Annotated in this window: 18 protein-coding genes, 1 tRNA gene and 1 pseudogene; 6 read left to right on the forward strand and 14 right to left on the reverse strand. The window is 37.1% G+C overall.

Translation table 11 applies throughout. The features are described 5' to 3' along the window. Nucleotides 1-153 precede the first annotated feature (153 nt). Both ACFSW4_RS08675 and nadE read right to left on the reverse strand, forming a co-directional pair. Nucleotides 154-708, reverse strand: coding sequence for a cysteine hydrolase family protein (locus ACFSW4_RS08675; protein WP_054751640.1), 555 nt, complete (start codon nt 706-708; stop codon nt 154-156). Nucleotides 709-714: 6 nt separating this feature from the next. Next, on the reverse strand, nt 715-1,455 hold the full coding sequence (gene nadE / locus ACFSW4_RS08680) for an NAD(+) synthase (protein ID WP_377328714.1): 741 nt from the start codon (nt 1,453-1,455) through the stop codon (nt 715-717). 90 nt (nt 1,456-1,545) lie between these two features. Between nadE and ACFSW4_RS08685 the strand changes: the two are divergent. The 3 genes and pseudogenes from ACFSW4_RS08685 to ytxJ all read left to right on the forward strand — a co-directional run. Further along, nucleotides 1,546-1,660 (forward strand): annotated as a pseudogene (locus tag ACFSW4_RS08685) (IS1595 family transposase); the annotation flags it as partial. Between the two features lie 179 nt (nt 1,661-1,839). Then, nucleotides 1,840-1,998: a hypothetical protein gene (locus ACFSW4_RS08690; protein ID WP_279401232.1), complete on the forward strand. Its 159-nt coding sequence runs from the start codon at nt 1,840-1,842 to the stop codon at nt 1,996-1,998. A gap of 35 nt (nt 1,999-2,033) precedes the next feature. Then, on the forward strand, nt 2,034-2,372 hold the full coding sequence (gene ytxJ, locus ACFSW4_RS08695; protein ID WP_279401233.1) for a bacillithiol system redox-active protein YtxJ: 339 nt from the start codon (nt 2,034-2,036) through the stop codon (nt 2,370-2,372). Between the two features lie 144 nt (nt 2,373-2,516). Here the strand turns inward: ytxJ and ACFSW4_RS08700 are convergent, their stop codons facing one another. The 10 genes from ACFSW4_RS08700 to ACFSW4_RS08745 form a co-directional block, all read right to left on the reverse strand. Then, nucleotides 2,517-2,891 carry a VOC family protein gene (locus tag ACFSW4_RS08700; RefSeq protein WP_054751646.1) on the reverse strand — a complete coding sequence of 125 codons (375 nt, stop codon included), beginning with the start codon at nt 2,889-2,891 and terminating at the stop codon, nt 2,517-2,519. 85 nt (nt 2,892-2,976) lie between these two features. Then, a complete protein-coding gene (locus ACFSW4_RS08705; RefSeq protein WP_054751647.1) occupies nt 2,977-3,939 on the reverse strand; it encodes an RNA polymerase sigma factor in 963 nt (320 codons plus the stop codon). 130 nt (nt 3,940-4,069) lie between these two features. Then, on the reverse strand, nt 4,070-4,984 hold the full coding sequence (locus ACFSW4_RS08710; protein WP_377328716.1) for a VOC family protein: 915 nt from the start codon (nt 4,982-4,984) through the stop codon (nt 4,070-4,072). Nucleotides 4,985-4,997: 13 nt separating this feature from the next. Then, nucleotides 4,998-5,516, reverse strand: coding sequence for an SRPBCC family protein (locus ACFSW4_RS08715; RefSeq protein WP_054751649.1), 519 nt, complete (start codon nt 5,514-5,516; stop codon nt 4,998-5,000). A 21-nt stretch (nt 5,517-5,537) separates the two neighbouring features. Further along, nucleotides 5,538-5,864 (reverse strand): ArsR/SmtB family transcription factor, encoded by a 327-nt coding sequence (locus ACFSW4_RS08720; RefSeq protein ID WP_054751651.1) that lies wholly within the window; start codon nt 5,862-5,864, stop codon nt 5,538-5,540. A 193-nt stretch (nt 5,865-6,057) separates the two neighbouring features. Further along, on the reverse strand, nt 6,058-7,503 hold the full coding sequence (locus ACFSW4_RS08725; protein ID WP_377328718.1) for a serine hydrolase domain-containing protein: 1,446 nt from the start codon (nt 7,501-7,503) through the stop codon (nt 6,058-6,060). A gap of 108 nt (nt 7,504-7,611) precedes the next feature. Then, nucleotides 7,612-7,911 (reverse strand): putative quinol monooxygenase, encoded by a 300-nt coding sequence (locus tag ACFSW4_RS08730; protein WP_377328720.1) that lies wholly within the window; start codon nt 7,909-7,911, stop codon nt 7,612-7,614. 15 nt (nt 7,912-7,926) lie between these two features. Beyond that, nucleotides 7,927-8,421, reverse strand: coding sequence for an SRPBCC family protein (locus tag ACFSW4_RS08735; RefSeq protein ID WP_377328722.1), 495 nt, complete (start codon nt 8,419-8,421; stop codon nt 7,927-7,929). A gap of 215 nt (nt 8,422-8,636) precedes the next feature. Further along, a complete protein-coding gene (locus tag ACFSW4_RS08740; RefSeq protein ID WP_377328724.1) occupies nt 8,637-9,074 on the reverse strand; it encodes a VOC family protein in 438 nt (145 codons plus the stop codon). 297 nt (nt 9,075-9,371) lie between these two features. After that, nucleotides 9,372-9,443 (reverse strand) — tRNA-Arg (locus ACFSW4_RS08745). A gap of 219 nt (nt 9,444-9,662) precedes the next feature. On the opposite strand from ACFSW4_RS08745, the gene clpP reads away from it, so the two are divergent. Continuing rightward, entirely contained in the window at nt 9,663-10,241 is a 579-nt protein-coding gene (clpP, locus tag ACFSW4_RS08750; RefSeq protein ID WP_377328726.1) for an ATP-dependent Clp endopeptidase proteolytic subunit ClpP, read from the forward strand. 228 nt (nt 10,242-10,469) lie between these two features. Here clpP and panF read toward each other — a convergent pair whose 3' ends face one another. After that, nucleotides 10,470-11,921, reverse strand: a complete 1,452-nt coding sequence (gene panF / locus ACFSW4_RS08755) for a sodium/pantothenate symporter (protein WP_377328728.1) — start codon at nt 11,919-11,921, stop codon at nt 10,470-10,472. After that, nucleotides 11,918-12,196, reverse strand: a complete 279-nt coding sequence (locus ACFSW4_RS08760) for a YhdT family protein (RefSeq protein ID WP_054751656.1) — start codon at nt 12,194-12,196, stop codon at nt 11,918-11,920. The genes panF and ACFSW4_RS08760 overlap by 4 nt, the downstream gene beginning before the upstream one ends. Nucleotides 12,197-12,322: 126 nt before the next feature. Here ACFSW4_RS08760 and ACFSW4_RS08765 point away from each other — a divergent pair, with 126 nt between their 5' ends. Both ACFSW4_RS08765 and ACFSW4_RS08770 read left to right on the forward strand, forming a co-directional pair. Next, the gene (locus ACFSW4_RS08765) at nt 12,323-13,204 is read left to right on the forward strand and encodes an ATP-binding protein (RefSeq protein WP_054751658.1); all 882 of its coding nucleotides are present in this window, start codon (nt 12,323-12,325) and stop codon (nt 13,202-13,204) included. A 9-nt stretch (nt 13,205-13,213) separates the two neighbouring features. Further along, nucleotides 13,214-15,121, forward strand: coding sequence for a nitric oxide reductase activation protein NorD (locus ACFSW4_RS08770; protein ID WP_054751660.1), 1,908 nt, complete (start codon nt 13,214-13,216; stop codon nt 15,119-15,121). Nucleotides 15,122-15,125: the final 4 nt, after the last annotated feature.

Raw genomic sequence — 15,125 nt, forward strand, 5'->3', positions numbered from 1 at the left:
GGCTAAACAGCACGCAATCAGAGGCTCAATGTCAAGTTGCGATGGTTGATCATCTCATCAAAAAAATTTTGAGTAATTGTGTCCACTTTCTTTACAGAACACCATTTTTTCGCTACTTTGTCAGTTTTATTCTCTAGTTTGATCGTTTATTCCCTACTCATGTTCTGGTAGCTCCCCAGTAAACTCTGAAATATCACAATGTGTTAAACGATGAATAATGTGTAAGGCAGCATCGTTATAAAATGTGTCTTCAGATGCCATACAGTTTTGCGGTACCCACAAAGAACACCCTTCAAGATAAGCATCTTTTGCCGTAAATAACACGCACATATCACCGGCGATCCCCGTTAAAATAAGGTGATTCACATCTAAATCTTCTAACAATAATTTAAGCTGTGTACCGTAGAAACCAGAATGTTTTGGTTTGAAAATAAAAAAGTCATCATCTTCAGGATGTAACTTCTTAATCCATTCTTGACCCATGCCTTCCAAACAATAATCAATCAACTCGTCATGGTTTTCCTTCCACATTCCGAAATTATCATTAACATAAATCACGGGCAGATCATGTTGTTTAGCTAAATGCTTAAGTTCTAACATTGGATCAATAATGTCAATTGTATTGTTATAAAGATCCTCTGCCCCTTCAAAATCCATTCGATTAATCATATCTATAATTAGAAGAGCTGTTTTCTTATGGTTTCCCATTGAACTTCACCCTTTATATGGTTTAGGACTTGGAGCAATATTCCGTTTATGCTCCGTTTGTTTGTGTAGCTGCTCAATCACATCCATTGAATCTTTAGGGATTTCTTCACCTTTTAAATACGAGTCTATATGTGCATATGAGACACCCATTTCTTGCTCGTCCGTTTGTCCTTCCCAAAGCTCGGCGCTTGGCTTTTTATTTAATATCGCATTAGGCACGCCAAGATATTCTGACATGTCAAAGACCTCACCTTTTGTTAAGTTCTTAAGAGGCTCTAAATCTGATGCGCCGTCTCCGTATTTAGTAAAATATCCAGTATACGTTTCTGCTTTATTTCCAGTACCAATTACTAAATAACCAAAATTTTGAGCTATTGCATACAGGGTGCTCATACGAATTCTTGCTTTTAAGTTCGCACTCACCATTTGTTCTGTATCTTTACTCCACTGGTCAGCTAAAGCTTCCTTAATTAAAATTAGTTGTGCATCGTATGCTTTCGTTAACTCAATACCATAATAGGTAAGGTCTTTTTTCTTAACCAGCTCTAAAGCATCTGGCTGCTCGTCAACTGGTTTTCCAATCGGCATAATCACACCCAAAGAATTTTCAGGGAAACCTCGTTTTATGAGTGCTGCAGCTAAAGCAGAGTCAATCCCGCCACTTACACCAACGATGACTCCATTAGCTCCTGCTTTATCCACGTAATCTTGCATCCAGTTCACAAGATAATTCACACGATCTTCCACGAAAACCCCTCCTTTTTTGGTCTTTATAATTATTTACCTTATAGGAATATCTATAAACATTTTCTCCTTTCTAAATATAAAGTTGAAATTCACCTTGTTTGGTTACAAATATTGGAAATTATCCAACACCAGAGAAATGAATTGACAATGAACGACTTGAATTAAAGGTAATTTAATACAAAATACATATGATACAATTAGGTGATCAAAGTTTACTGTATAAAAGTAATTTCATTATTCTAGTAATGGTGCCGTAATATTTAATATGCAACCTAACAAATGTAAGGTGGGAAATTTATGTATCGTATACAGTTTAAAATCGTATAATGTAAGGATATTTTTGGGTGTATGGACCAATACATTTTAACAAAAGGAGACATTATTATGAGAAAATTATCGTACCGTGGATTAGGAATTGTTCTTGGTGTAGCGGTTGGCACAAGCGTAGGAGTAGCTATTAATCAAGTAGCGATTAGTATTCCTGTCGGTATCGTGTTGGGTTTAGTCTTCGGTTCCATTTTAGACAATCGGAGTAATAGGTAGGAAATTGTCTTATTAGACTTAATGGGGGAATAAAAATGGAGACTATTAATGAACTGACATCACTTGAAGATTGGCGAAATGCATGGAATTATTCGATGAATTCTCCAATATTGGTCTATAAACATAGCACATCTTGTTTAATCAGTGCTAGAGCTTTTAAGCACCTAAAGTCTTTCCAAAGGGCAGAGGAAGATAAAATAGATTGCTATATGGTGAAGATTATTGAAAACAGAAGAATATCCAATGAGATTGCAGATGACACAAACATTCCTCATAAATCCCCTCAAATCCTCCTCATTGATAAACAACAAATTTTATGGAATACATCACATTGGAAGATAACAGAACATCATATACGGAAAGCAGTTGGTTAATTATCGTAATAGGGTGTGCAGGTAGGTTGTTAGAAGATTAAAAAAGACAATTTACGAAAAAGAACTCCCATACTTATGGAAGTTCTTTTTTACCTAATATCAACAATAAACATTAAGATGGAGGTTATTTGTTTATTATTTATCTTATCCTGTACATATCATGATTATATTTTCATCTGGATCACTGACTGTAAAATATGAAAAATCTTGAAATCTTATGATGCTAGATAGATTTTTAAAACCCAGGCTATTCACGTATTCATATGATTCATCAATATTATCAGTATGGAAATTAAACAACGGATACGGTGAGGGCGCTACTGTTTTTATTTCTCCTGATGGTCCTGCATCTAATGTCAAACCTGTATAATCGTTAATTCGCACATTATACACCGGCTTCGAAACTGTAGAAAGGTTATAATCTTGGTTAAGTAATTGGCAATACCATTTAACCGACCTTTCTAAATCACTTACATGGACAAAGATTGTGTTTATTTGGTTTTTAATTGGGCTAATCATTATTTTCCCACTCTCCTTTTATATGCTCCCTTTCAAAGGGTTCACTATATAAAACGAGATTGGGTTTGAAAACCTTACATGTATTTTAAAAAATATTGTAGAAATATTTTGCATTTAATTTAACTTCTAATTCATTAGCGGCCAATTTCATCAAGTCCCAAGCGAAACAATAAAACTTCCAATAAGTTACTTTCCCCTCACTGAATTCAACGTAATGAACATTGTTTAAATATAGTTGATTATCTAACTTCCTTTCTAACTCAACAATAACTGGACGACCCCATAGCATTTTATACTCGGCCACGATTGTCTCTTGGTTGTGAACAATTTCCTTCCAATCGCTTAAAGAATTTTTCTTAGTTTCTTCAATTCCAAATTCTATTCCAGAATGTGTTATATCTGTAACTATATTTTCATCTAATATTGAGGATATTAAAGTGGTATCCTTATTTCTGAAACCTTCGAGCATTATATTTATAGTGTGGTCAGGTTTAACTTTCTCAACGTGAGATCTTTGAGTAGTTATATCTGTAATTTTGGCATTATACTTTTCTAGCTTACTTCTGGTTCTACTTAAATTAGTATGTATAGCACCTTCTGTAGTACCTATAATTTCTGCCACTTCTTTCCCCTTATAACCAAACGCTTCAGTAAGAATTAGGCTGACATATTGAGTAGGAGATAAAATATTCATCAAAACTTCTAAGTTTTCAATTAAATGAAGATCATTTTCGGATGACTCATCAATTACATTCTGTTCATCTAAAGGGTTATAAGTCAGCTTATTCTTTCTTATTTGGTCAATCCATAAGTTGGTGGCGATTCTAAATAAATAAGATTTCGACTTAACAGGTTGATAAAGTTTAGCAAGTACAGAGAGGGATTTTAGTAGAGTATCTTGTACTAAGTCCTCCGCATCCCAGGGAGATTTGGTAAGGTTATAACAATATCCCCATAAATCTGAACGATGAGGTTCAATTTTCGCTTTAAACTCTCTCTCGATTTCCCTTAAATCCCGACTCAGACTACTAAGATTATCTATTGGCATTAATCCATAACCCCTTCTATTAAAGCGATAGTATTTATATTAAATATTAACATAACACCTAATCTTTTTTATTGGCTCTATATAAAAAAGACATTAAAACACCAGCCAACAAAGTTGACTGGTGCCTGTTTTAAATATTTCCCTGATAAGCTTCTTCTAATTTTTCAATATCAAATTTCTTCATCTGAAGAAACGTTTTGGTTAATCGTTCTTTTTGTTCACCTTCTGCCTTAGACAACATTTCACCCATCACTTCGGGCCATATTTGCCAAGAGACCCCGTAAGAATCCTTTAACCAACCGCATTGTTCTGCTGAAGGGTCCGTAGAAAGCTTCCCCCAATAGTAATCTATTTCTTCCTGTTGCTCACATTTAACTAAAAGTGAAATAGCTTCATTAAATTTAAAGTCATGTTCTTGTACGCTGTCCATAGCTGCAAACCATTGATTTTCAAGCATAAAATCAGTAAACATCACTGTTCCCTCTTGATCTGGTTCCATACCTTTTGGATAACGAGCGATTAATCCTCTCTTTGTATCGTTAAATACTGAAAGATAAAAGTCGCTCGCTTCTTCTGCTCTGCCAGCCATATCTTGAACAAACATCATTGATGGAATGATAAATGGACGTTCTTCACCTTCTGGATTAGTTAAAATAAATTGCCATGACAGACCATATTTATCCTGAATCCAACCATAAAGCTTACTAAATGGATATTCTTGCAATTCCATAAGTGGAGTTCCGCCTTCTGCAAGCTGATCCCATAGCCACTTTAAATTTTTTTCAGCATTAGCATCTTTAGAAGGATCAAAATTAACCATAAACGAAATGGAGGGGTTAAATTTAAAATGCGGCCCACCATTTATAGCCATAAACGAAAAACCCGCTAAATCAAAGGAAACTATACTGCTATCTCCAGATGGCGTATCGTTAACGGTAGATAAACTAGTAATTTCTGAATCCGGAAAGATATTCGTATAGAACTCTGCCGCATCGATTGCTTGGTCATCAAACCATAAGTGCGGTACAATCTTTTGATTCATCATAAATTAATGCCTCCTAAGATTTTACTTTCGCTAGGCGTTCTTCGAGACGATCCCAAGTTTGCGCGATACCTTCAAGCATACCCATATCCATGACCGTATTGAGTCCTTCTGCAGACGCATATTCTACGCGGTTAACCAGTTTCGTTTCATCCCCTAAGTCAATAAATTCCACTACGACCTCAGAAGCCGGTAATTCCTCATCGATATTCCCATCAACGTCTGAAAAATAATCTGTATATGCAATCATTTCTGGCTCTATGATGTCTTTGTAAATGGCTTTGCCGCAAGATTCCATGCCGTAATAGTCTCCTTGATTTCGATCAACACACTTCATACAATAATGCCAGGTCCCACCTGGTCGAAAATCAATCTCACAATAAGGTAACTCCCAGCCAACAGGGCCCCACCAATGCTTAAGGTGTTCAGGTTCTTTAAACATTTTAAATACAAGATCACGCGGTGCCCCAAATGTACGCTCGAGTATTAAGACTCGATCTCCTTCTACTCTTGAACTAACATCTTGAATTGACATCATAACGCCTCCATTAATAAATTAATTCAAAGGTTTTTTCCCTTGTAATACATCTAGATAATCATCCAACCGATCCATACGTGCTTCCCACATCTTACGGTAAGAGTCGAGCCATCGATCTATTTCCTGAAACGATTCTGCTTTTAATTTATAAATTCGACGATTGGCCTCAGGTTGAACTTCAACAAGCCCCGCTTCATTTAATACTTTAAGGTGCTTTGATGTCTGAGGTTGGTTGAGTTCAAGTTTCTCTGCGATTTCTCCGACTGATTGTGGCTCTTTTAGTAATAAATCAATAATATCCAATCGATTAGAATCTGCTAGTGCACTAAATGTTTGTTCGTTCATGTTGATCAGCTCCTACTCAAAGTTTTTTACATCCAAATATTCAACAATCACTCAGCACTTTATTGGCCACCTCCAAATCAAAGGATGATTAAAGTGTATTCTAGTAGTTAATTATATTATTCCTTATAAGGAATATTCTTGTCAAGGAATATTTAATAATTATATTTAAATGCCATTTTCGATACAATATTAACTAGTTCAGTTTTATTCGATAAAAAATTCTTAAAACCGTTAGAATCAATCCAAATATAAAACCTACTACCAGTAGAATCATAGCTGCTGGGAATAGTCCAAATGCATCCAGTGTAGTTGAGCTGTTGTTCTGAAGTGTCGGAACTATAAAAAGTAACCAACCTATTAACACTACTGGTAAAGCTTGAGGTATTAAGCGAAAACCATATCTCCAAATAGGGTGCTTTAACCGTTTAACAGTCCACTTTTTACTTCGAAAGATGCCTCTAATACCTAATACCAAATAAAGTATTGTTAAAAAACCGAGTGAAAAATCAGCGACCTTAGGTAAAGACGTCCCTACTTCTGGTTGGTTTCCTTCAGTTATATTAATAATGCCAGAGCTAATCTCATAAGCATGCTCGAACGTTGGAGTGAAGCTATTAAGTAAGACGGCGACAGCATAGCCACTACTTGGAACGATATCTTGTTGTGATTGAAATGTAGAGATAGAACCACTATGAGAAATTCGTGGTGGTTTTGTACCTGACGTACTTAGTGACCAACCTAATCCATAGCGATTATTTTTTGTTTGTGATGCATATGATTCTTCGAGTAAACTTTGTGATAATAATGGGTCCCCACCAGCCGCTTTGCCACTATTCGTGTGCATGGCTAACCATTTGCCCATATCATGAGCGGTTGTAAAAATACTTCCCGAACCACTAAACATTTTCTCAAGCTCTGTCCATGGCATCGCCGTACCATATAGCGTGACATAACCTTGAGGAATACTAGTTTCATGATAAATATCACCTGAGTTTACTAACGATATGGAGTCTCTCATCTCAAGTGGTGAGAAAATATTTTCAGTTAAATAATCATTAAATGACACTCCGCTAACTTGCTCGACCAAATAAGCTAAAACCCAGTAATTTGCATTACTATAAAAATAATTTTCACCAGGATCCGTTTTTAATTCCCAGTTTTGCAAACGTTCAACGCCCTCTTTAAGTGTAAAAGCCGGCCCAACAATGGTGGGATTAGGCAAACCAGATGTATGACTTAAAAGGTGCCTTACTGTCACCTGGTCCCACCGATTATCTGAAATGGTTAGATTTGATAGATAACTGGTTATAGGTTCATCTAATTCAACCTTACCTTCATCGACTAGTTGTAATACCGCGAATGCAGTAAACGGTTTCGTTCCTGAAGCCAAACCAATTTTAGTATTAGCGGTCAGTTGGTTACCTTCAGAATCATGACCATAACCTTTTTCATAAATTAACTCACCGTCTTTGACAATGACAACGGCAGCGCCAGGTAACCCATTTTGATCCAGATATTGTTTAACGTATTCGTCAACATCAGTTGTAGTAATTGAATCTGCTGCGTGAGCTAATGGTGCAGACCATAGATTGACTAATAATAAGGTGAATAAAAACCAAACACTTATTTTTTTAAACATGATTATTCCCCAAATTCTTTTGTTTAGTTTATAGACGATTATTAGACATAAATGTTACATGTTATTTTCGGCCACTGTTATAACCTTCTTCTTATATCAATTAGTTATTTAGAATGGAGGTTCAGTCTTATTAATGTGATGCTTCGACATTTCCATTTCTAAGATTGGGGCGATCTGTTTCGGGGGATTTGCTACTTTACGAAATGCTTGTAGTGCTTCTTCTGATGCCCATGATTCAAAATTGTTGATTCGTGCAGGGTCAACCAGGTCAGCAGTTATAGCTAGATCAAGACATCCAGGAGTTTGCCTTGCACGGTTCATTAAATCTTCATGCGCCTTAACAACTTCGTCACGTTTACTCGGTTCGACTGTATACCATCCAGCTATAATAATTTTTGGTGTACTCAAATAAAGACCTCCTTATTATATTGACTTTGTTGACATATAATTTTCTAACTGGGTAAAGGTTCCTGAAAACCCCTCTTTAAACATTTTTTGTGATAGTTTGAAGGTTTTAATCTCTTCTTCAGTTGCAGAAACTGGAGTTCCTGTCATCATAAGGATCGTTTTTCCATCAAGCTCCTGGAACGTATAGGTATTCTTAATTTTAAGTGGCCAGTTTTCATTAAAAGGTGCCCGAACAACATTACCTTCTTCATCAGAAAAATAACTCGTATAAATGAGTTTTTCTGGTACAATCATTTCATTGTATTCAAATTTCACCCACATTACATCACCGTCAACAGGTTTCTGACTGTAATGAAAGACACCGCCTGGACGGAAATCCGCTTTAGCAACTTGAAACACCCATCCCTCTGGTCCCCACCAATTTTGTAGATGTTCTGATTCGGTGAATGCCTTAAACACCAGTTCACGTGGAGCATTGAAAGTATGAGTTAATTCAACCTGAGTTCCCATTTTAATTCCTCCTAGATTTTTATTGAGAATCCTTAAGATAATCTTGTAGATACCACAAAAAATTTCACCTACTACGTTAAGATTAATATTTCACAAAAGGAATATACGATTATAGCAATATTCCTGCCAAGGAATACTTTATTAATATTAGGATTCTTATAAACTATAAAATAATAGTTTGAAGTTTTTAGACCTAGATTTTTTGAGGTTCTAATTTATTTGATTTCCTCAGTTAATTCTAAGATAATTCCTTCTGGCCCACGAATGTAGCAAAGTTTATAAGAGTTCTTATAATTTTGTATTTCACCTATGAGAGTTGCACCTTCACTCTCAATTTTAGAAACAATAGCTTCAATATTCTCAACTGCAAAAGCAATATGCCTGATGCCTAACGTATTGGCCAAAGGCTTCTGGATGCCATTTTCATCCTTAGGGTTATAAAATTTTACTAGTTCGATATTCGCTTCTCCATCTGGTGTCCTTAGCATAACAACTTCTTCTTTAACATCTTGAATACCGATGATTCGCTCCACCCATTCACCTTCCACTTCGCCTTCACCCATTAACTCAAGACCAAAGTTAAGGAAGAATTTTTTCATTACAGGAAGGTCATTAACAATGATACCCACATGATCAATTCGTGTTACTTTCATATTCAATGTACCTCCTTTCAAAATAATGTTGGATAATTTTATCTATTTACAACGAGTTTATAGACTATCATTCAGTTTAATTATTGAGACTTTTACTTCTACTTTATCTATTATAAGTACACATCAATAATACCTTTAAAAATAGTAGTTTTTTACGATAAATTATAGTTTTGGATTTATTTGATCATGAAAAAACCATTAATTTAATAAATTATATGATTCAGTATCACAAACAAAAAAATAGCCTAAATTCTCTATTCTATAAAGAACTTAGGCTATTCATTAGGTTTTATTTTACGCCCTCGGAGGGAATCGAACCCCCATCGTAAGAACCGGAATCTTATGTGTTATCCGTTACACCACGAGGGCAAAGTCAATTTGAAATGCATTTGTAATTATACTTCTACTTTGGTTATAATTCAAGCATACTTTCAAGTACATATAAATAAAATATGACACGTTTATTTCCTTATTTTAATGGGAAAATTGTTTGTGTATATCTACGATTTATTTTGTTTGACCTTTATTGACCAAAAGGGTAAGATAAAAGTGTAGAAATAATTAAGGTTGTAGAAGGAGGAAATGAGAATGAATTTAATTCCTACAGTTATTGAACAAACGAACCGCGGAGAACGTGCTTATGATATTTACTCTCGTTTACTTAAAGACCGCATTATTATGCTAGGTGGTCCAGTTGATGACAACGTTGCAAATTCAATTGTTGCGCAAATGTTATTCTTAGCAGCTGAAGATCCAGAGAAGGATATTTCCTTATACATTAACTCACCTGGTGGTTCTATCACCGCAGGTATGGCAATCTACGATACGATGCAGTTCATCAAGCCAAACGTATCAACTATCTGTGTAGGTATGGCAGCATCTATGGGTGCTTTCCTACTTGCAGCTGGTGAGCCTGGAAAACGTTATGGTCTGCCTAACAGTGAAGTAATGATTCACCAACCATTAGGTGGAACTCAAGGTCAAGCTGCTGATATCCAAATCCACGCAAAACGTATTGTTGAAATGCGTGAGAAACTAAACCAGATTCTTTCTGAACGTACTGGTCAGCCATTAGAAGTTGTTGAACGCGATACAGATCGTGATAACTTCATGTCAGCTGAAAAAGCTAAAGAATACGGTTTAATCGATGAAGTTATGCAAAAATAATTGATTGAAAGTCAGACCCGCGAGCGAATCGCGGGTTTTTTCATGTTCAAATGTCTCATATTTTGAGGGCAATGTCCTATAAACGGACCTCATTGTCTCATAAATGAAGCCCGATACCCCGTTTCGACAAAATTCGATTCCTAATCAAAGGCGATTATGTCCCAAAACGCATACAAAGTGTCCCAAAAAGCGAAAAACTTTTGCGTTACAACGCAAAAGTTCTCCTAATTAAATCGCATTAACTGGATTAACGCGATGTTTGGTTATTAAACTAACTAAAACGAATGCTATTAACGAAATAAAAACAGGTAGTGTCACCGTGTGAACGCCTAATAAGTTGCCATAGGCTTCATTATAAAAATGAATACCCATATACGAACTTATACCTGCGATCATTGAGGCAATTGCTCCGTACTTATTTCCCCTCTTCCAATAAAGCCCTAACACGACTGGCCAAATAAAGGCCGCTTCAAGTCCGCCAAACGCAAATAAATTTAAGAAAATAATAAAGTCAGGCGGCTGGATGGCCATTAGAAACACGATGATACCGATCACAGCTGTCACTCCAAAACTTACTTTCTCAACGTGCTTTCGAGTCGCTTCAGGTTTGACGTAATTAATATACACGTCCTTCACCACGGAAGAACTTACCAAGAGTAACAGTGAATCAACCGTCGACATAATCGCTGCGAGTGGTGCAGCTAGAACGATTCCAGCCAACCATCCAGGCAGGACCTCAAGTGCAATCAGCGGGATGACTTGATCGGCTACTTCAATCCCTGGTAGAACAGGCCTTGCGAATACACCGATTAAGTGCATGTTTAACATAATAAACCCAACAACAATCGTCCCAATTATTAACGCTCTGTGCATGGAACGCGAATCTTTATATGACATCGCACGGACAGCAACTTGCGGAAGTCCGACAACTCCAACTCCCACTAATATCCAAAATGAGGACACATAGAGAGCTGATAAATTCCCGTCATGACCATAAGGCGTCACTAAATTAGGGTTTTCCGTTCTTAAATCAGTGAATATTTGATCGAGGCCTCCGCCAGCAATCACAACACCAATTAATAACAACAACGTTCCGAAAAACATCACGATCCCTTGTAGCGTATCGGTAATGGATACGGCACGGAAGCCTCCAATAATCACGTAAATAAGTACCGCAACTGCAAATATAAATAACGCACCTATGTAGCTCAAACCGGTGATTGATTGAATTAAATAAGCCCCACCAATCCACTGCGCTGCCATAGCTGAAAACAGAAAGATCATAATACTTGCAGCAGCAAGAATCACAACTGTTTTACTTTCATATCGTCCTTTTAAAAAGTCCGTTAACGTAACGGCATTATAGCGTCTTGTGACGATAGCAAATTTTTTACCTAAAATAAGTAAAACAAAATACCCTGTTGCAACCTGCGTCATCGCAAGGAGCACCCAGCCAAGTCCAATACTATAAGCTGCCCCTGGACCTCCTAAGAAGCTCGAAGCACTTCCGTATGTAGCCACCATGGTCATGGCGAGTACGAGCCCTCCGAGTTCACGGCTTCCAATAAAGTAATCGCTTAAAAATGACTTCGACTCTTTTAACTTTCTATTCGACCAAACTCCAATAAGAAAAATAAGAACTAAGAAAGCTAATAAAGGTATTAAAACATCCCAATTCATTCTGTCTGTTCCTCCTCCCCGTCATCTAGAGGAACATCTGTTAATAAAAATTTAACCGTTAAGATGACAAGTACAACCATTACGAGAAAACCAACGATGCAACTCCAGAAGAACCATGCTGGAAATCCCAATATATATGTATATTCTTCAGGAGACTTACTACCTAATCCATATGCAAAGCCGTACCACCAGAGGATATTAATCAAGGCCAGCACGACACCTATGAGCGCTTCACGATGAGCAATCCGAAAGCGCAGGTCCTTTCTCATATCCATTCCTCCCCTTTTGTCTGACTACATTATATCACGGAAACCGAAGTAATAAAGTGTAAGATTTCGCCTGAAGCACCATTGTATAGTACAATTCGGGTAGACTGACGTACAGGAGTGAGAGAAGTCGATATGGATATTACTAAAGATTTACCACAGAACATAACAAAATTGATTGATCAATATAAGCTAACGAATGAAACGGACTTTGACCACCTGGTTGGAAATGGCGGCTATATCCCGCAAAATCAAGATGTGCTCATTGACTTAATTGTCGCCATCGCTCAAGGAAAAAACATCTTACTCAAGGGACCAACTGGATCAGGTAAAACAAAGCTTGCTGAGACCTTATCAGCCCTCTTCAACCAACCACTATTTAGCGTGAACTGCTCAGTGGATTTAGATGTTGAAAGTTTTGTCGGGTTTAAAACGATTGACTATAAAGATGGCAAACAGGTGATTGATTTTGTGCCTGGTCCCCTCGTTCAAGCGATGAAAAATGGTCACTTTTTATATATTGATGAAATTAATATGGCGAAGCCTGAGACTCTTCCCGTGATTAATGGCGTGCTCGATTACCGCCGCCAGATAACCAACCCACTCACAAACGAAGTGATTAAAGCTAAAGAAGGCTTTAATGTCATTGCCGCGATAAACGAAGGATATATCGGAACGACACGTTTAAACGAAGCTCTTAAAAACCGCTTCATTGTTATTGATGTCTCGTACCTTCAAGGTGAACAACTTAAAAGTCTCATTAAAGATCATACGAATTTAAACGACGACAAACTCATTAACCAGTTTGCTCAGTTATCACAAGATCTGATTTCGGCAACTGAGCAAGGCAAAGTTTCAGAGGATGCGGCTAGTATTCGTGCGTTACTTGATGCTTGTGATTTAAGCGAAATGATTCCACCTAAGCGCGCGATTAAACGCGCCATTACAGATAAATTAGAAGATGATCGAGAAAAAGATGTTGTTCGAAACTTAGCTGATATGTTGTTTGGATCATAGGAGGTTCTTATGAAGTTTGATAAATCGATTGTCGATGCGAAACGTTTTACTGAGCTACAGGACTTAGCCTCTGTTTTATCAAAAGTTCCTGACCTGGAGTTTGATTACCAATATGGTCACTATATTAATGTTAAAGACCGAAAGATTTCAGCAAGCCACTTTTGGGATTATTTTAGTGAGGAAGAACGACATGCGGGGTATAAAACCGACGTTTGGCTTAGAGCCCTAGGGACAATGACACAAACTAATTTGAAGGATGTTAATGAGTTTAACAAATTTATTGAAGAGTCATCCATTCCTAATTTCGCAACAGAGCTTTTTACGTTATTAGAAGATTTGAGATTAGAAGAATTTATTCGAAAAACGCGTGTTGGCACAGTTTCATTTTTCCAAACACGACATCAGGCCTACAGACGTTATTTTAAAACACAATTGCAAACAAATGTCACGCGTAATTACCCGACAGACGAATTGTTTTGTATGATTTATCTAAAGTTAACGTCAAATTCACCTTTCGAGTCGTTTCCAAATGCGAATCAAAAGCAAAGAAATACTTTAGAGCAACTACAGCCCTACCTTTTTCAGTCATTTGAAGCGAAATCGACACGTGATATTGTAAATTTAACGATGAAAATGATTACGATGATTCAAGCGGATTATCAGGATGCTGTGAACCGTTATTTTGTTATGCCAATTAAACATGAAGCCGATTTTCAAAATAATTTATTGTTTGATGAACTAACGAGAACGGATTCACTTTCAAATGATGACCAAGAGGATGTTAATGACCAAGACGAAGTCATAGATGAGAAGTTTTCTACTTGGCATCGTGAAAATGAAAATAGCGATAGGTCGCAAAGCTTCCTAAGATATGAGCTTGATCAAGGGACGAAATCGAATATATTAGGTGACGGGGCACGCGAAACTGAAGAAGGCGATCAAGCCATGGCGATTGTGCAAGGCTTCTCGTCTGAAAGCCAAGAATATGATTATTCTGATTTAGAAAACTTAGATGAAAAGAAACAGCAAAAGTCTGGAGAAACGGGGCGTTATGGAAAGGATCATCTCAAAGCCACGAAGCAAGACGTAGACCCTTCTACGCCATCCGTTGATGACGTTCATCAATACGAAGAGATTGTCAAAGAGATTCAAGCAGAAAAACTAAAGCTAAAGCGAACGATTGACCAGGCGCTTGAGCATAAGCAAAATGCAGCGAGAAACCACCTCATATCGGGCAGGTTATCTAAAAAACAATTACTGCCATTAATCATTGATGATGACCCAAGAGTTTTTTATAAGAAAGATCAGAAGTCGAAAGACATTGATGCCGTGTTCACGTTACTAATTGACTGCTCTGCCTCCATGATGAACAAAATGGCAGAAACTAAAAAAGCCACTGTTTTATTCCATGAAGTTTTAAAAGAGCTAAAAATCCCTCATAGCATTATTGGATTTTGGGAAGACGGATTTGAATCAGACGATGCACAGCAGCCTAATTATTTTCATAAAGTCATTCATCAACATGACTCTCTCAATCCTAAGTCAGGACCTGAAATATTGCAACTAGAGCCGCAAGAAGATAACCGGGATGGGTTCAGTATTAGGGTGGCAGCTGAAGAACTCATGCAGTATCAAGCAGAGCATCAAGTGCTATTAGTCTTCTCAGATGGTGAACCATCCGCTTACAACTACAGTGAGAATGGTATCATCGACACACACGATGCCGTACTTAATGCGCGCAAGAAAGGTCTCGATGTCATTGGAGTTTTCTTATCTGAAGATCCGATAACGGAAGTCGAAGAATTACTCATGAAGAATATTTATGGTCGTGAGCATTTGTTAGTCCAAGGGCTAGAAGAGTTGCCAGATGCCTTATCTTTTTTATTGAGGAAAATTTTAATTTCTGCTATTAAATAATTTA

Source organism: Piscibacillus salipiscarius, assembly GCF_042685285.1.
In the GTDB taxonomy this organism is placed as follows: domain Bacteria; phylum Bacillota; class Bacilli; order Bacillales; family Alkalibacillaceae; genus Piscibacillus; species Piscibacillus salipiscarius.